Below are 17,108 nucleotides of genomic sequence, written 5' to 3'. Positions count from 1 at the left end.
CTCATCATTCTTGATTGTGTATAGATCCCTGGCAGTGGTTAGAGCACGGGAGGGACAAACGGTTTGCGTCGCAGGAAACGGCCTCGTCCGGCTCTGCCTGTAAAGGTGCCGTCACAGAAAATCGTTTCACCACGGGATAAGGTTCTGACAATTGTGCCCTGACAGGTAAAGCCCTCCCAGGGAGAGTAGTCGGCGTTGTCGTGGAGATGGCGATGCTGAATTTGTTGGCTCTGGCGTGGGTCGATAATTACTACATCACCATCTGAGCCGGGTGCTAATAATCCTTTTTGTGGCCACAGGCCAAACAGCCTTGCGGGCATCGCACTGGTTAATTCAACAAAACGCTCCGGTGTGATACGTCCCGTCATCACGCCACTGGAGAACAGCAACTGCATGCGATTTTCCACACCGGGCAAGCCATTTGGGCAGCGGCTGAAATCGCCTTTAGAAATTTGCTGGCGCTGGGCCATCGAGAAGGTGCAGTGATCGGTCGCCACCACGTCAATCGCACCATCGCTGATGCCACACCACAGCTTGTCCTGCTCGCGAACGTTGCGCAGCGGTGGGCTAAGAATGAACTTCATGCCATCTTCTGTATCGTAACTGCGTTCGTCCAGCAGGAGATATTGCGGGCAGGTTTCAACCCAGACTGGCTGGTGATTCGCGCGAGCAAGGCGCAGATAATCCAGACCTAAACCGTTAGACAGGTGCACGATATAGAGCGGGGCGTTACCGGCAATTTGTGCCAGGTTAATCATTCTGGCGATGGCTTCGGCTTCGCATTCCAGAGGTCGGCTCAAGGCGTGGTAGCGCGGCGCGGTTAACCCGGCGGCGATAAACTCCGCTCGCTTACTGGCGATTGCGGCGTCATTTTCTGGGTGTACAGTGGTCAGCGCGCCGGATTCATGCAGGCGGCGTAATGCCTGTAGGACTTCATCATCGTTGAGTTTGTATTGATAGGTTAAATAGAGTTTAAAACTGCTCAGCCCTTCTTCGACCATCATCGGAATTTCGTCGAGGATGGCGTGATTAATATGCTGGATAACACCGTGAAAGCTGTAGTCGATGACCGCTTTATGGGCGGCATAACCACGATAAACCTCCAGTTGATGGCGTAATCGGCAGCCATTCGGGCCAAATCCCATATGATCAATAATGGTTGTTGTACCGCCACACGCGGCTGCGCGGGTACCGGTAAAAAAATCATCACAACTGCGCGCGATGCCGACATCAATATTGAAATGTGTATGGACATCTACGCCGCCAGGGAAAACGTAACAGCCAGTGGCATCAATTTCTTCACAGGGGAGTTGCGGCGAAATATCTTTGCCTAACTGGCGGACAATACCGCTTTCAATCAGCAAGTCCTGTTTGGCTTGTCCATCTGCGTTAACGACAGTGCCGTTTTTGATCAATACGCGCATAGCAAACTCCAAAAAAACCTCCGGCGAACCGGAGGGAAATAGGTGAAGAGTAATTATTCTGTTGCCAGCCAGCTTAACGGGATTGCAGCGTACATAGCGGCACAGGTCACCAGGTGAGATTTCCAGGTTTTTTCGTTTGGCGCGTGCGCTTCAGGTTCTTTACCCGGTCCAAAGCCGATGACCGGAATACCGTGACGGCCCATGATGGATACGCCATTAGTTGAGAACGTCCACTTATCAACGACCGGTGCTTTGCCAAACAGACCTTCGTAGGCATTCACCAGCGTTTTAACGGTGAAATGATCTTCTTCCACTTTCCAGGTCGGGAAGTAGCATTCGGTTGGGTAAACCAGGCCAGTCCAGGACGGACGGTCGTAGTTGTACATAGAAACGACAGCATTGGCTTTCTGTACTGCAGGCAGGGCGCGGATTTCATCCAGCGCGCCTTCCCAGGTTTCGCCCCAGGTCAGGCGACGGTCGATGGAAACGGCACAGCTGTCTGCTACTGCGCAACGGCTTGGGGATGTGAAGAAAATTTCGGAAACAGTCAGAGTACCTTTGCCGAGGAATTCGTCATAGCCCAGACGTTGGGACAGTTCTTGTAACTCGCCAAGAATCGGACCCATTTTGAAAATGGCGTTATCACCGCGTTCTGGTGCTGAACCATGGCAGCTAACGCCCTGAACATCAATGCGAATTTCCATACGACCGCGCTGACCACGGTATACCTGGCAGTCGGTTGGTTCGGTACTGACCACAAATTCCGGGCGAATGCCGGATTGTTCAATAATGTACTGCCAGCACAGACCGTCGCAGTCTTCTTCCTGCACCGTACCGGTAACGAGCAAGGTGTATTCATCTTCCAGACCGAGGTCTTTAATGATCTTACCGGCATAAACCATTGATGCCATGCCGCCTTCCTGGTCGGAAGTACCACGGCCACCGATCAGCTCGTCGGTTTCCATGCCTTCGTACGGGTCGAATTCCCAGTTTTTGATGTTACCAATGCCTACGGTGTCGATGTGAGCGTCCATCGCAACCAGACGCGGACCGTGGCCGATATAGCCGAGAACGTTACCCATCGGATCGATTTCAACTTTATCGAAGCCGACTTTTTCCATCTCTTCTTTAATACGATGTACTACACGTTTTTCGTCGCAGCTTTCACTGGGAATAGCAACCATATCGCGCAGGAAGCGAGTCATGTCTGCCTGGTAATCTTTTGCTTTTTCAAGAATCAGTTTGAATGGAATATTCTTAGCCATTATTTTTCTCCAGATTTTTTACTCCCCGTTTGGCGGGGAGTTGTTCCAATAGGGTGATTAAGGTGCTACAGAGTGTTTGCCTTCCCAGACAACTTCGCGGTAGTGCTTCACGTCGGTGTCGCCTTCGGTGCTGATAACCAGGACGACGGCATCTTTGTTCAGCGCCAGTTTTTCCATCAGGCTTTGACGTTGCGGGTGATAATGAATAGCCGCGAGAACGCCCAAACCGACAGCGCCAGATTCACCAGAAATGATGCGTGGATCGTTGCCGTACGGATTACCCAGTACACGCATACCTAATGCGGCAACGCTGTCCTGACAGGAGATAAATTGGGTGGCACAGTTACGTAAGATTTCCCAGCCCAGAGGGTTAGGTTCGCCGCAAGCCAGGCCCGCCATAATAGTGGCCATATCGCCGCCAACGTTGACGATGTCACCTTTGACGCCGGAGCGATAAATACAGTCAGCTTTGTCAGGTTCAACAATGATGCTGTGCAGATTTTGCGGGGTGTAAACATCCACCAAATAACCTAGTACACCGCCGGCCATAGCGCCGACACCGGCTTGCAGCAGAACGTGAGTTGGTGTTACGCCCATTTCACGCATTTGCTCGACGGCTTCATCTGCCAGAGTGGCGTAGCCCTGCATGATCCAGGTTGGAATTTTGGTGTAACCTTCCCAGGCGGTATCTTGCACTACTTCCCAGCCGTGTTGCTGCGCGTGTTGCATGGTCAGGCGAACGGTATCGTCATAGTTCATATCAGTGACGATGCACTCGGCTCCGAGGTTCAGAATGGCGTCAACGCGTTCTTGAGCGGAACCTTTCGGCATGTAAATTACCGCGTTCTGACCGAGTTGCTGTGCTGCCCAGGCAACACCGCGCCCGTGGTTGCCGTCGGTCGTTGTAGCGAATGTCATTTTTTCGCCGATGGCATTTTTCAGATGCTCGAATGACAGCGTTTCGATATCAAGATGATATTTTTCGCACAATAATTGAGCGATGGCGTACGCACCGCCGAGCATTTTGAAGGCGTTCAGACCGAATCGTTTTGATTCGTCCTTAACGAGAATTTTCTTCACACCAAAAAGGTTTGCGAGATCGTCCAGCGCACAAAGCGGTGTTGGGCGATAGCCAGCAATTTTCTGGTGGAACTGGCGCGCCAGTTTTGCCTGGCTTTGCGAAAAGAGCGGTGATGTTTCGCCGTTGAAAAATTTGTTATCGGCGATATCAATCTTCAATGAGAAAACGGACATATCCTATCCTTTTGGCCTCTGGAAATAGAGAGCCGACCTGTCGATCGGCCCGAGGGGGTTATTTCACGCGTTCTTGCGCTTCTTTAAGCAGTTGTTCGAGCAGTGCGCCTGGTTTGGAATATTTACGGGACAGGATCATCGCGGCGATGATGTATGGCTTCCAGCTGGCTTCTTTGTAGGTCGCGATACGGTATTTTTCGAATACGCCTTCAGTGACTTCACCTTCTTTGCAGGATACGCCGCTGATATCGGCTGGCAGGCAGTGCATATACAGGGCTTCGCCATCACGGGTCAGCTCCATCATCTCTTCAGTACAATGCCAGTCTTTGTGCTGTGCGTTCTGTGCCAGACACTGTTTTTCCAGCGCTTTCAGTCCTTCGTGATCGTTAGCGCGCAGCAGTTCAGTACGCTCTTCCATCACTTTGTAAGGCGCCCAGGACTTCGGATAAACGATGTCAGCATCTTTGAATGCTTCTTCCATGCTTGTTACCTGACGGAAGCTACCACCGGATGCTTTAGCATTGTTTTTAGCGACTTCAACGACATCCGGGATCAGGTCATAACCTTCTGGATGGGCAAGGGTGACATCCATACCGAAGCGGGTCATCAGACCGATGATGCCTTGTGGTACAGACAGCGGTTTGCCGTAGCTTGGGGAGTAGGCCCAGGTCATGGCGATTTTTTTACCTTTCAGGTTTTCCAGCGAACCAAAGTGTTCACGTAACCATGCCAGGTCAGCCATTGATTGAGTCGGATGGTCAATATCGCATTGCAGGTTAACTAAAGCCGGGCGCTGCGGCAGTACGCCTTGCTTATAGCCGTCGTCGAGGGCCGCGCCAACTTCACGCATATAGGCGTTACCCGCGCCCAGATACATATCGTCACGAATACCGATAGCGTCAGCGCAGAAGGAGATCATATTAGCGGTTTCACGGACAGTTTCGCCGTGCGCAATCTGTGATTTACCTTCATCGAGATCCTGCTGTGCAAGGCCGAGCAGGTTAAGTGCGGAAGCATAAGAGAAACGGGTACGGGTGGAGTTATCGCGGAATACGGAAATACCTAATCCACTATTAAAGACTTTGGTAGAGATGTTTTCGGCACGCAGTGCTTTTAATGCTGCGGCAACGTCCAGTACTTGTTTCAGTTCATCTGGCGTCTGTTCCCACGTTAACAAAAAATCTTTCTCGTGCAGGTGAGAGGTCAGCGAATTGATATCCTTAATCAGCTCATTAACAGTTTTCATCATAAAGTCCCGGTAGTGGAATGACAGGCAAAGTGGTTTATTTCACTGTGACTTGCCAAAGTGATTGGTGTTTTCACAGCTATACCAGGGACTAACAATAAACATGCCAGAATTATCTACGCGGTCGCGAAACGCTAATAAGACAGGGGATATGTGGGATTGATCACAAATTATCGCCACACTACGGAAGTTAAGAATATACGAAAACGTTTGGCTTTTTTAATGCTGTTATTTATTTGCTGCTAAGTATCAGAAATAAGATAAAGGGGCAGGTGAAACCTCGTCAGTTTGATAAACTCACACCCGTAATTCTCATATTGATATAGAAATGTGATATCACTTCCATAATTTCATTAGAAAGTGATAAAAATCTTATGTTTTTAGCAAAGCGATTTTTGCCTGAGTTAATATCGTTATGATCTGTGAACCATCAACGTCTTCAATGATCGACTTTTAAGTGATTCTGGAAGGTAAAGCTATGGAGCTTGCTAATACGCAGTCAGTTTTGATGCAAATTCAACCAACAATTCAGCGTTTTGCCAGAATGCTAGCCAGCGTTTTGCAGCTTGAGGTTGAGATCGTTGATGAAAACTTGTGTCGCGTCGCTGGAACCGGCGCATATGGGAAATTTCTTGGTCGCCAGTTGAGTGGCAACTCACGCTTGCTCCGCTATGTCCTCGAAACGAAAACCGAAAAGGTCGTGACACATTCTCGCTTCGATCCCCTTTGTGAAGGCTGCGACAGTAAAGAGAGTTGTCGTGAGAAGGCATTCCTGGGGACGCCCGTTATTCTGCAGGATCGTTGTGTCGGAGTGATAAGTTTGATTGCTGTTACTCATGAGCAACAAGAACATATCAGTGATAATTTACGCGAATTTTCAGATTACGTTCGCCATATATCGACTATTTTTGTCTCGAAACTCCTGGAAGATCAGGGGCCGGGAGATAACATCAGTAAAATATTTGCTACCATGATCGATAATATGGATCAAGGTGTATTAGTTATTGATGAAGAAAATCGTGTTCAGTTCGTTAATCAGACTGCATTAAAAACACTTGGCGTTGTGCAAAATAATATGGTTGGGAAACTTATTCGTTTCAGGCCATTAACATTTGAGAGTAATTTTACTCATGGACATATGCAACATATTGTCTCGTGGGATGATAAAAGTGAATTGATAATTGGTCAGTTGCATAACATTCAGGGACGACAGCTATTTTTAATGGCGTTTCACCAATCCCATACCAGTTTTTCCGTGGCAAATGCATCTGATGAACCGCATATTGAACAATTGGTTGGCGAGTGCCGTGTTATGCGGCAATTAAAACGGCTGATTAGCCGCATCGCACCTAGCCCCTCCAGCGTCATGGTTGTTGGTGAAAGTGGGACCGGAAAAGAAGTGGTGGCCCGTGCTATTCATAAGTTGAGTGGGCGACGGAACAAACCCTTTATCGCTATCAACTGCGCGGCGATTCCGGAGCAGCTTCTGGAGAGCGAGCTGTTCGGTTATGTTAAAGGCGCATTTACTGGTGCTTCTGCCAACGGTAAAACAGGGCTGATTCAGGCGGCAAACACGGGAACGCTGTTTCTTGATGAAATTGGCGATATGCCTTTAATGCTTCAGGCAAAACTGCTGCGGGCGATTGAAGCGCGTGAGATCCTGCCTATTGGCGCCAGTAGCCCAATACAGGTCGACATCCGCATCATTTCTGCAACAAACCAGAATCTGGCTCAGTTCATAGCCGAAGGTAAATTCCGCGAAGATCTTTTCTATCGACTTAACGTTATTCCTATCACTCTGCCACCGCTACGTGAGCGTCAGGAAGATATTGAACTGCTGGTGCATTACTTTTTACATCTCCATACCCGTCGCCTGGGATCGGTTTACCCGGGTATTGCTCCAGATGTTGTTGAGTTACTGCGTAAGCATCGTTGGCCAGGAAACCTGCGAGAGTTAAGTAATTTGATGGAGTATCTGGTCAACGTCGTTCCTTCAGGAGAAGTCATCGACAGTACGCTACTACCACCAAATTTGGTTAATAACGGTACGACGGAGCAAAGTGAGATGCCAGAAGCCAGCGAGGCGCATTTGGCTCTTGATGATGCTGGCGGCACAGCGCTGGAGGAGATGGAAAAGCAGATGATTCGCGAGGCACTCTCACGGCATAACAGTAAGAAGCAAGTCGCTGATGAGTTGGGAATTGGTATCGCCACGCTTTATCGTAAAATTAAGAAATATGAATTGTTAAGCGCATAGTCATCAATAAATCCGGCCTGAATTCAGGCCGGATTGCGTATTACTTCGTTTCTTCGCAGTCCAGGACAGTATTCACAATCATTTGATATCCGGTACAGCGACACAGATTCCCAGCCAAACCACGGCGAATTTCCGTAATGGTTAACGGTTTCTCTCGAGGTTTTGCCAGCATTGCCGTAGTGGCCATAATAAGCCCCGGCGTACAAAAACCACACTGTACAGCGCCAGATTTCGCATAAGCCTGTTGTACATGAGAAAGTTTGCCGCCTTTCGCTTCGCCTTCCAGCGTGCGGATCTGTTTTCCTTCAGCCCATGCGGCCAGGTATAAGCAGCTGTCTATCGCGGTTCCGCCAACCAGCACCGTACAGGCACCGCATTCACCAACGCAGCATCCTTGTTTGACACTAAGCAGTCCTTGTTCGCGGAGCAGTTCCGAAAGCGGCATGCCTGGCGCGGCGTGAAGCTGAAAAGGCATATCGTTAATGATGCATTCAATAGTAATACTTTCGCTGTGATTCATTGCAATTTTCCCCCCGCCGCAGCGACGGCTTCGCTAATCACTTTTTTGGTCATCGTCTGAATGAGATGCAGACGGAACTCTTTACTTGCTCGCCATGAAGAACGCGGTGCGACATCCTGTAGGACAGATTCGCAGATGGCCTCCAGTGTTTGCTGGTTTAATGGCGCATTTTGCGCAGCCTGTTCGGCGTGCTGGCAGCGGATCGGCGTAGGCGCAGCAACGCCAAATGCCAGACGCAACTCGCTGAAGTAGCCGTTGTTCAATCGACAGTGAGCGGCACACCCGATTGTTGAAATATCCATCGCATCGCGCATGGCATATTTATAATGTGCGCTACCTGCGTGTTCTTTTGGCTGCGGAGGAAAATGAAACGCGACCAGAATTTCATCATGCTCAAGGGAAACCTTGCCTGGTCCGGTATGAAAACCATTAATCGAGACGAAACGGACCCCACGCGGTGAATGAATTTCCAGCTTCGCGTCATAAATCAGTGTTGGTGTTGCTGAATCTGCGCTGGTGGCGCCGTTGCAAATATTTCCGCCGTAGGTAGCGACGTTACGGATTTGCGGGCCGGCAATAGACGAAGCCGCAGCGCATAATGCCGGGAGATGATATTGCGTTAACTGATTTTCTATTAACTGTGTAAAGGTCGTCGCAGAGCCGATGCGTAGTGCACCATCTTCCGCCAGCGTAATTCCCCGAAGCTCCGCCAGATTGTGGATATCAATAATATGGCGATAGCGATTATTGTGATGGTGGAGTTGAATCAGTATGTCAGTGCCACCGGCGAGCAGTTTGGCCTGCGGATTTTGAGCCAGCAGGTTGGTTGCATTGGCAACGGTCGTTGCGCGATGGTAAGAAGCAAAATCAAACATGATGTTATCCTCAAATCAATCCTGCCAGATGGAACTCTTCATATAACCGTTTTGGTGTCAGCGGCAGCGTATTGATTGCGACACCGGTAGCCATCTTCACCGCATTACGAATTGCAGCGGCAACAGGAATAATTGGCGGCTCACCCAGTGACTTATGTCCGTATGCAGATTGTGGTTCATTAATTTCGACAAACGCACTTTCCAGTTGTGGCAGATCCGGCATGGTCGGCATTTTGTAATCCAGTAAATTTGGGTTACGCACCACGCCACTTTTCGCGTCGATGATCATCTCTTCAAAAAGCGCCCAGCCGATGCCCATCCCCATCCCGCCGTGAACCTGACCTTCAGCCAGCAGAGGATTAAGAATATGACCCGAATCATGAACGTTGAGGATGCGGTTGATGGTGACCTTACACAGCGCGATATCGACTGTCAGATCAACAAAGGTACAGCCAAACGCAGGTGGGTTCGTGGTGGTTTTGATCGAGCTTTCGGCAGAAAGTTGCCCGCCACGTTCAGGATGATAAAACGCATCCATTGCCAGATCTTTTAACGACAGTAACGCCTCTTTCGGTCGTTCAACCAGCACGATATGGCCTTTTATCAGGGTTAGATTCATCGCCGACAGATGCAGCATTACTGCGGCGTGAGCGATGATTTTCTCTTTTAATAACAGTGCCGCACTGCGCAGCGCAGGCGCGGCAACATAGCTCTGACGTGAGGCAAATGCGCCGGGATCGAATGGCGTAATATCGGTATCTTGCGTCGAAATTACGCGTACATCACTGACCGGAACGCCCACGGTTTCAGCTACCATTTGCGAGAACACCGTGTCGGCACCCTGACCGATTTCCGTCGCGCCGCTTTGCACGTTGATGGTGCCATCCTGATTCATCAACAGGCGTGCGCCCGCGATTTCTACGCCGACAGGCCAGGTGTTAGAGGTGTAGCTAAAACAGGCGACGCCAATGCCGCGGCGCAGATTGCCCTGCGGGTTCTGGCATTCTGTACGGCGTTTATCCCATTCAAAGATTTCCCGCCCTTTTTCCAGGCACTCTGGTAATCCGGCACTGTAAATGCGTTTGCCTGTGAGCGGATTTGCATCGCCTTCACGAGCGGCGTTGCGTAAACGAATTTCGATAGGGTCGATACCCAGCGCTTCGGCAGCATCATCCAGCATAGATTCAACAGCAAAAACCACCTGCGGTGCGCCATAACCACGCATCGCACCCGCTGAGGGCAGATTGGTATAGCAAGTCTTTGAGCTATAAGAATAGGCACAGCGCGGGTAGAGATAAGCAACTTTATTGCCGCCTGCAGAAGCGATGGAATGACCGTGTGAAGCGTAAGCGCCGGTGTTAGACAGAACATCCAGGCTATAGCCTTTTAGCGTACCATCGCGGTTGACGCCCATTTGTCCGTCAATGGTAAAAGCGTGGCGAGTGCGGGTCGCCAGAAAACATTCTTCGCGGCTTAGGGAAACTTTCACCGGAATGCCGCCGAGTTTACTGGTCAGAAATGCCGCCATCGGCTCTTCCAGTACATCTTGTTTATTACCAAAACCACCGCCGACAAAGGGCTTGATAACCCGCACGCACGACCAGGGAATATCCAGCGCCTGGCCGACAACGCGGCGGACAATATGCGGGATTTGGGTGCTGGAAACGATGGTAATTCGTGAATCGTCTTCCATCCACGCCAATGAGGTCACACTTTCCATATGACAATGTTGAATGACCGGCGTCTGATAATGCCCCTGCACCTGGTAGTCGGCGGCGTCGATTGCTTGCTGGACATTCCCTGTCGACATCGTGCTTTGTTTCAGTAAATTGCCGCCGCGATGGATTGGTGCAGCGTCTTCTGCCAGTGCCGCTTCTGGCGTTGTAATGACGGGTAATTCCTGCCATTCGATGTGAACAAGTTGCGCTGCTTTTTCCGCTGTGAGCTCATCACGGGCAACGACAATAGCAACCGCATCTCCATGATGGCGGACGTGGCGTGTTAACAGAGTGCGATCGGCAGTATCGCGTTTATTCTCATCCAGAGTCCAGGCATGGCCCGCCGTGGCAAAGGAAATATCAGGGACATCTTCCCAGGTAAATACGGCCAGCACGCCTGGTAAACTTCTGGCTTGTTCATCGTTAATGCTCACCGCATAACCATGTGCTATTGGGCTACGTACATATTTCGCGTAACACATGCCCGCCATAACATAATCGTCAGTATATCGTGCCCGCCCGGTGACCTTCGCAATGGCATCGACGCGCATGCATGATTCACCTGTAGCGGTTGCTTCCCGCGCTTCCATAGAAATCCCCTTGGTTTGAACATTTGGTTCTTATGGCAATGATTAGGTCTTTGCAGGCAAGAATTACGCCAGAAACGACTATAAACACGAGGGGAGGGGGGAAGTGTGATGCCGTTAAAAAAACACTACGGATGATGCATTTTTATCAGCAAAGAAAGTGAGTGCAGTTTATCAATATGAGCGTGATAAAAATCATTGTGATAAATGAGTATTAGAGGTCAATCAGGGGGGGCCGATGTTGGCCAACGGGGCTAATTGATTCTTTAACAGTTATTGATTCGTACATGCCTGTTCCCACTCAATGGATTGGGGATCTGACGGGGGGCTGCTATGATATAGCGTCTTGTTTTTTAGCGAGGAAAGATTTTGAGCGCAGGACGCCTGAATAAAAAAACTCTGGGTATCGTGATGCTGTTATCGGTAGGGCTGCTTCTGGCTGGCTGCTCGGGTAGCAAATCATCAGATACAGGAACGTATTCCGGCTCCGTTTACACCGTGAAACGGGGGGATACGCTTTATCGTATTTCACGCACCACGGGAACCAGCGTAAAAGAGCTAGCCCGACTCAACGATATCTCCCCCCCCTATACCATAGAAATCGGCCAAAAGCTGAAACTGGGTGGGGCGAAAAAAAGTAGTAACGGCACGCGCAAATCCACCGGCAAATCGACGACAAAAACAGCGTCAGTGACACCGTCTTCGGCCGTTTCGAAATCTTCATGGCCGCCGGTTGGGCAACGTTGCTGGTTATGGCCAACGAGCGGAAAGGTTATTATGCCTTACTCAATGGCAGATGGCGGCAATAAAGGGATTGATATTGCGGCGGCACGCGGGACCCCAATATACGCTGCAGGTGCCGGGAAAGTGGTATATGTGGGTAATCAGCTGCGTGGTTACGGTAATCTTATAATGATTAAACACAGTGAAGATTACATTACTGCTTATGCCCATAACGACACGATGCTGGTGAACAATGGGCAAAGTGTTAAAGCCGGGCAAAAGATAGCGACTATGGGGAGTACTGATGCGGAATCCGTGCGGCTACATTTCCAGATTCGCTACCGTGCTACGGCAATAGATCCTTTGCGCTACTTGCCGCCACAGGGTAGCAAGCCAAAGTGCTGATGGCGAATTAATCAGCAGTCAGTAGCAAGGCACTTGCTTAGGAGAGCGTAAGGTTTATAATGCCTTACGCATCTCGAAGCGGGCGTAGTTCAATGGTAGAACGAGAGCTTCCCAAGCTCTATACGAGGGTTCGATTCCCTTCGCCCGCTCCAGTTTCTTATTTTTTCTCTTTCTCGGTTTTTTCAGTAGCCATCGAATTCTTCCGTTATTGTTGATACGTTCACGTCAGATGTAGATAAATCCAATATCCCCTATAAAAATAGAGTGTATAGCTCAAAATATAGAGCGCTATTCTTTTTATGATATTTTTTGCAGATCAAGCTACCTCATATTGAGCATCAAAATCAGTAATGCTGTTACCTTTTGTCAATTGCTTCAGTTTTTGAATGTTATTGATAATAACTAAATGATATTCTTTCTCTGTGCCGTGATAAGAGAATGCGTTTCTTTCATTGTGTGTAGTAGAAACATATACATCAATGCATTTTTTTATTACAGTAGTTTTATGTCTTTTGGGTTCAAGTAGCAGTGACTGGTCTATACAAGCGATGGCATCTTCAATTCTTTCGTTATATATATTTACCAGTGTCTTATAGTAATACAAGGAGGCTACATCTAATACTTGTGTCTGTGCATGGTCAAAAAAAATGCGTGATGCAGTCGTTTGTCCGGAAAGACCGGTTATCAGTCCCATAATTCCTAAAATATTCCCATCGAAAATATTTTTATCAGATACCTTATCTATAAAGGCCAATGCTTTTTGAGTTGCATGTTTAAGTTCGTATAGACCATGAAGTGCCATAGACATATGACATTCAGCCAACAGGCAATAGCATTCATTGGTTATTGACTGAGCATTAGATTTATTTTTAACACTTTCAAATATAGTTATTGCATTGGCAATGCTTTCAGGCGTGAATTCATTCAGTTCATTTTTTCCAGCAGACATTTCGGCTGATAAAATATTTTCATCAGAAGGTACGTGTCGGGACATAAAACCTGGTTCTACTTTAGGTTTCTTCATTGCCAGATATAAGTTACTAATTATAAAGTGTGAGATTTTTTGTATGTCATCTGCCTGAAGATGTGTGCTGGCAATAAGATAAAAACTTTTTGCATCGATTACTTCAATATATAAACTATTTGAAGCATCATATTTGCTGATTCTTCCTGTGACAAAATAATCGGGTTTGAACCTGGCCAGGAAGGCTGTCTGAGATTTATTATCTATGCAATACTGGGTTGCAGTCATTGGATATATATATAGATCGTCGGTTTTTTTATTTGAGATTAGTTGTACAAGTTCCTGATTAAGCGCTAATGGATCCTGACTACTGTGAGATATTGTAAATGGAAATAAAGCAATAGTGCTGCCTGGAGCATTATCTTGATTTTCTTTTATCTTGAATACTTGCCCACTGAATCGATAACCTTTTCTATATATGGTTTCAATGCAACGGTTGTAGCCAATTCTTTCAAAAATACATCTTAATGAATAGATGCATCGTGTAAGGGATTCGTCACTTACAATTACATTTTTCCATACAGATTCGATAATCGCATCTTTGGATACAACATTTGCCGCAGATTCAAGCAATACAAATAATACACCGAGTTCTTTCGGCGGGATGTAAAATTCCTCATTCCCTTTTGTAAGAATACCATCCTCTGTAAGTATGATTCCATCAGGGAAATGATATGAGAACTTATTTTCTAAATCCATTAGCTCACCTCTATTAAGTTTGTGGTTTTTGGCATCCTGCATGAGTAACAGATATAATTGATATTCATATATTTCATTTAACGAAATTCATCATGATTGTTTAAGTTAATTTATATTAGCTTGATGTGATTGTAATCTGAAATATTCTTAATTAATGATTTGTTAATCATGTAAGTATATAACCTATTGAAAATCATTGATAAAGTTCTGCTTATCACATTTCTTAATTTAATGTGATTATTCATTTAAGATGAAATGATAGGCTGTGAGGAATAGTTATTCGTCGACTGACAATCTGGTGCGAAAGAATTATTGCAAGAGTAATTTTATTTATTAATAGCTATTATGTTTATGTGCTCTATTAAACATCTCTGTGCGAACCAGTATTTATTTTTACACCATTATTGTCATAGTGGAGTGCGGAAGGATTTTTAATGATGGATGTAATTTGAATGGGGAAGGGGATTGCCGCATGAACCGTCAGAGATGAAGATGGATATAAGAATATATAAAGGTTATATTCCAATGCCTGAAATGTTACATTTGTTGTTTGGACTTTTAATTACAGAGGCAGCATCAAGTTGTTTTGTTACCTTGCGCAATACATAATTGCTCTATGGCCAATGCTTAAAAGAAAATCATGATTGTTCTGTTTTTGAACATTATAGCTTATCATTTTTCCCGGGAATATATAAAAATCAGGCAGGAGTTGTGCCAGGTTATCATCTGAAATTTGATCAATAATATCAAATTTATTTATTTTGGTAGAGGTAAGATGCAAAGTGTCATAATTTTCGATCCACGTATATTCAATATCTCGGCGAAATGATTTATAAGTGTTAGTGTTTTGCTTCCAGGTGCCGCTAAGTGCAACAGTTCCTGTCTTTTTATTTTTATTATACATAAAGTCAATAGTGAGATTAGCCCTTCCCTGGTCATTAAATATAATCCAATTGGCCGTGCATTTCTCATTGTATACTATTTGCTCTTTGGAATAATGATAGGCAATAAAAAAAATGAAGCCACTGAGAAAGCATAAAATAATAAACAGCATTTTTTTATAACGAATCATGGTTAACTCCACGATACGATAGAGTTAAACAGTCTGCAACTGTGTTATTACTATAGTTTTTTTTGCATGCCATAACAATCAATCCGGGAGATGACTTATCGAGGGGGAAATATAGCCAGGGGTACTTTTTACAATCAATTCCAGATCCTAATATACGGTTCTTATATTTATTGAGATCTTTCAGCCCATCAATGCTATCTTCTGTAACGTTGAAATGACAACCATTTATTTGTGCAACAGTTTTGTAATCTTTAAAGAATGATTTGGGCTGACTATTGTGCCAGAGAAAAAATGCGGTAAGCAAACCTACGGAAAATGCACTTAGCATGGGTAAATAATTTTTAGATAGCCTGACTATATTTCTGAGATAATTATCTGGATGAGCACTTGTCTCTTTAAACTCATCTTTAACGTTCAAGCATTGGGGAGATATGGTCTTTTGTGCATCTGCAGAAGGGATTATTACATGGTTTTCTATGCTTACATCATTACTGAGCTTAAAACCTTTTCTCGGTACGGTTGCAATAAGCGAATGGTTGGTTTCACCAACCGTGCGAAACCCGCGTCTGATAATCGATATATTTTGATATAACGTGTTGACCGGTACTCGCATGCCTTCTTCTTCCCAGACTCTGGAGAAAAAATCCTGTTGTGCAACCACATCAGGAAAGGCTTCAAGTAGCAGCGATAAGCACCTGCTTGCTGGCGTTGTCAGAACGGCGTTAAGCTCGGCGTCATGTACCGAAATTAATTTTCTGTGCTCTGGCCAGAACTCAATATTATCGTTAATAATCCAGTACATACGTCAATGAAACACAAAATTAAGTAAATTTAAATTATATAGTTTGATAAGTATATTAGTATTCATGTAATAAATATATATTAATTTTATATTTATCATGCAAACTATAATTATAGCATATCAATGCAACTTAAAATTCCATGTGAATTAACAAATTTAACACTCTTAACCGTTGTCTTTATGCCTTCTTCTCGCAATATCTTTTCATTTTTGTGGTAGCGCGTAAGGTGACATAATTAAATAAGCGCTCAAATAAACTGAATTAAAAGTTAATGTGATAAAATACGGGCATCTTTATAAGTGCCCGTATATACAATTCTTATTATTATTGACAGATACGTTTCAGTGCTGAACGGAGTGTGAGCGGATAAATAATTCGTTTATTTTACCACCCATCCTTTTTTCAATTCTTTGCTTGTAGGCGTAGATGCTACGGATATCCATATCAAGAACCTCTGCAATCTGATATGGATTATAACCAGAAACCATATGTCCCATAATGGTGAATTCCATTTGAGTTAACGTATTACCTCTGGTAAATGACAAATAACGACCAATGAATAGTTGCCTGATCTTTTCGTTGGCAATATCCAGTCCATCATCATTATATATAATGGCTGATATCGCGGAATTGTGTTTTCTCCAGTAATTAGCAAGAGATTGCATATTTCGATCGCTTACTAACACTATTCCCATCTCAGTACTCGTAAGATAGTCGATCCAGTCACTCTCTAAAAAAGGCGCAAAAAGCTTACTGAAAAATCTACAAAAATATATCCACTTAATCGAGCATTGTGGTTTTTACTTAATATACCTTCAACCACGCCACGATTAAAATACGAACTCTCTTCGGGCCACATACAAAAACATGCATTTGCACAATACTGCAACCGTGGTGATTTTTCTGGCATTATTTGGCAATGCATTGAGCAACTATTGCATGTAAGACTTTTATAGCGACTACAAAGCCTCATGTTAATAACCTCCCTATTCATAGATAATTGCATAATTTCATTGGTTATTGATGATGTCAATACACTCTGATTTAGTAAGCTTTTTATGAAAAATTGTGTTTAATCCGTATTTGATATTATTCTTAATGACATATTTAAGCGTGCATCATTAAGCTTTAAATGTGATTGGATTTCACTCAGTTAATCATGTTGACCTTATTGCAAATCAGACAAGTGCCTAATGTATTAAGAATATCTATACTGCAAATTGTTTTCGAATGACC

Annotated in this window: 12 protein-coding genes, 1 tRNA gene and 1 pseudogene; 3 read left to right on the top strand and 11 right to left on the bottom strand. The window is 45.6% G+C overall.

From position 1 onward, the window contains the following. Window positions 1-38: 38 nt before the first annotated feature. Genes hyuA through ygeW form a run of 4 tightly spaced genes read right to left on the bottom strand, consistent with a single transcriptional unit; the run spans window position 39 to window position 5,189 of the window. Window positions 39-1,424: a D-phenylhydantoinase gene (hyuA, locus tag FEM44_RS04230; protein WP_135521149.1), complete on the bottom strand. Its 1,386-nt coding sequence runs from the start codon at window positions 1,422-1,424 to the stop codon at window positions 39-41. A gap of 53 nt (window positions 1,425-1,477) precedes the next feature. Then, window positions 1,478-2,689, bottom strand: a complete 1,212-nt coding sequence (locus FEM44_RS04225; RefSeq protein ID WP_064529812.1) for a YgeY family selenium metabolism-linked hydrolase — start codon at window positions 2,687-2,689, stop codon at window positions 1,478-1,480. Between the two features lie 57 nt (window positions 2,690-2,746). Then, window positions 2,747-3,943, bottom strand: coding sequence for a diaminopropionate ammonia-lyase (gene dpaL / locus FEM44_RS04220; RefSeq protein WP_135521151.1), 1,197 nt, complete (start codon window positions 3,941-3,943; stop codon window positions 2,747-2,749). Between the two features lie 58 nt (window positions 3,944-4,001). Next, window positions 4,002-5,189 carry a knotted carbamoyltransferase YgeW gene (gene ygeW / locus FEM44_RS04215; RefSeq protein WP_001360948.1) on the bottom strand — a complete coding sequence of 396 codons (1,188 nt, stop codon included), beginning with the start codon at window positions 5,187-5,189 and terminating at the stop codon, window positions 4,002-4,004. 478 nt (window positions 5,190-5,667) lie between these two features. On the opposite strand from ygeW, the gene FEM44_RS04210 reads away from it, so the two are divergent. After that, window positions 5,668-7,446, top strand: coding sequence for a sigma-54 interaction domain-containing protein (locus FEM44_RS04210; RefSeq protein ID WP_135385564.1), 1,779 nt, complete (start codon window positions 5,668-5,670; stop codon window positions 7,444-7,446). A 40-nt stretch (window positions 7,447-7,486) separates the two neighbouring features. On the opposite strand, the gene xdhC is transcribed toward FEM44_RS04210, so the two are convergent. Genes xdhC through xdhA form a run of 3 tightly spaced genes read right to left on the bottom strand, consistent with a single transcriptional unit; the run spans window position 7,487 to window position 11,149 of the window. Then, window positions 7,487-7,966: a xanthine dehydrogenase iron sulfur-binding subunit XdhC gene (xdhC, locus tag FEM44_RS04205; protein WP_135521153.1), complete on the bottom strand. Its 480-nt coding sequence runs from the start codon at window positions 7,964-7,966 to the stop codon at window positions 7,487-7,489. Beyond that, the gene (gene xdhB / locus FEM44_RS04200) at window positions 7,963-8,841 is read right to left on the bottom strand and encodes a xanthine dehydrogenase FAD-binding subunit XdhB (protein ID WP_135521154.1); all 879 of its coding nucleotides are present in this window, start codon (window positions 8,839-8,841) and stop codon (window positions 7,963-7,965) included. Before xdhB ends, xdhC begins: the two co-directional genes overlap by 4 nt. Before the next feature lie 10 nt (window positions 8,842-8,851). Beyond that, window positions 8,852-11,149 (bottom strand): xanthine dehydrogenase molybdenum-binding subunit XdhA, encoded by a 2,298-nt coding sequence (gene xdhA, locus FEM44_RS04195; protein ID WP_135521156.1) that lies wholly within the window; start codon window positions 11,147-11,149, stop codon window positions 8,852-8,854. Window positions 11,150-11,515: 366 nt separating this feature from the next. On the opposite strand from xdhA, the gene actS reads away from it, so the two are divergent. Beyond that, window positions 11,516-12,274, top strand: coding sequence for an amidase activator ActS (gene actS, locus FEM44_RS04190; RefSeq protein WP_130217906.1), 759 nt, complete (start codon window positions 11,516-11,518; stop codon window positions 12,272-12,274). A gap of 78 nt (window positions 12,275-12,352) precedes the next feature. Beyond that, window positions 12,353-12,426: transfer RNA gene (locus tag FEM44_RS04185), tRNA-Gly, on the top strand. Between the two features lie 164 nt (window positions 12,427-12,590). Here FEM44_RS04185 and FEM44_RS04180 read toward each other — a convergent pair. The 4 genes and pseudogenes from FEM44_RS04180 to FEM44_RS04165 all read right to left on the bottom strand — a co-directional run bounded on the left by FEM44_RS04180 (window position 12,591) and on the right by FEM44_RS04165 (window position 16,845). Next, window positions 12,591-13,997, bottom strand: coding sequence for a winged helix-turn-helix domain-containing protein (locus FEM44_RS04180; protein WP_138158868.1), 1,407 nt, complete (start codon window positions 13,995-13,997; stop codon window positions 12,591-12,593). A 589-nt stretch (window positions 13,998-14,586) separates the two neighbouring features. Next, entirely contained in the window at window positions 14,587-15,069 is a 483-nt protein-coding gene (locus FEM44_RS04175) for a hypothetical protein (protein WP_138158866.1), read from the bottom strand. Continuing rightward, entirely contained in the window at window positions 15,056-15,871 is an 816-nt protein-coding gene (locus tag FEM44_RS04170; protein WP_135521157.1) for a winged helix-turn-helix domain-containing protein, read from the bottom strand. Before FEM44_RS04170 ends, FEM44_RS04175 begins: the two co-directional genes overlap by 14 nt. Before the next feature lie 342 nt (window positions 15,872-16,213). Continuing rightward, window positions 16,214-16,845: pseudogene (locus FEM44_RS04165) on the bottom strand (helix-turn-helix transcriptional regulator). Between the last annotated feature and the right edge of the window lie 263 nt (window positions 16,846-17,108).

It is taken from the genome of Escherichia sp. E4742 (assembly GCF_005843885.1).
Classification (GTDB): domain Bacteria; phylum Pseudomonadota; class Gammaproteobacteria; order Enterobacterales; family Enterobacteriaceae; genus Escherichia.
This window is presented reverse-complemented; position numbering and strand designations above follow the sequence as displayed.

What these genes read in the sequence shown, in the direction of transcription:
- FEM44_RS04170 (WP_135521157.1), bottom strand. Translation starts at nt 15,871, where the DNA reads ATGTACTGGATTATTAACGATAATATTGAGTTCTGGCCAGAGCACAGA.
- FEM44_RS04225 (WP_064529812.1), bottom strand. Translation starts at nt 2,689, where the DNA reads ATGGCTAAGAATATTCCATTCAAACTGATTCTTGAAAAAGCAAAAGAT.
- ygeW (WP_001360948.1), bottom strand. Translation starts at nt 5,189, where the DNA reads ATGAAAACTGTTAATGAGCTGATTAAGGATATCAATTCGCTGACCTCT.
- xdhA (WP_135521156.1), bottom strand. Translation starts at nt 11,149, where the DNA reads ATGGAAGCGCGGGAAGCAACCGCTACAGGTGAATCATGCATGCGCGTC.
- xdhC (WP_135521153.1), bottom strand. Translation starts at nt 7,966, where the DNA reads ATGAATCACAGCGAAAGTATTACTATTGAATGCATCATTAACGATATG.
- FEM44_RS04180 (WP_138158868.1), bottom strand. Translation starts at nt 13,997, where the DNA reads ATGGATTTAGAAAATAAGTTCTCATATCATTTCCCTGATGGAATCATA.
- hyuA (WP_135521149.1), bottom strand. Translation starts at nt 1,424, where the DNA reads ATGCGCGTATTGATCAAAAACGGCACTGTCGTTAACGCAGATGGACAA.
- FEM44_RS04175 (WP_138158866.1), bottom strand. Translation starts at nt 15,069, where the DNA reads ATGATTCGTTATAAAAAAATGCTGTTTATTATTTTATGCTTTCTCAGT.
- dpaL (WP_135521151.1), bottom strand. Translation starts at nt 3,943, where the DNA reads ATGTCCGTTTTCTCATTGAAGATTGATATCGCCGATAACAAATTTTTC.
- FEM44_RS04210 (WP_135385564.1), top strand. Translation starts at nt 5,668, where the DNA reads ATGGAGCTTGCTAATACGCAGTCAGTTTTGATGCAAATTCAACCAACA.
- xdhB (WP_135521154.1), bottom strand. Translation starts at nt 8,841, where the DNA reads ATGTTTGATTTTGCTTCTTACCATCGCGCAACGACCGTTGCCAATGCA.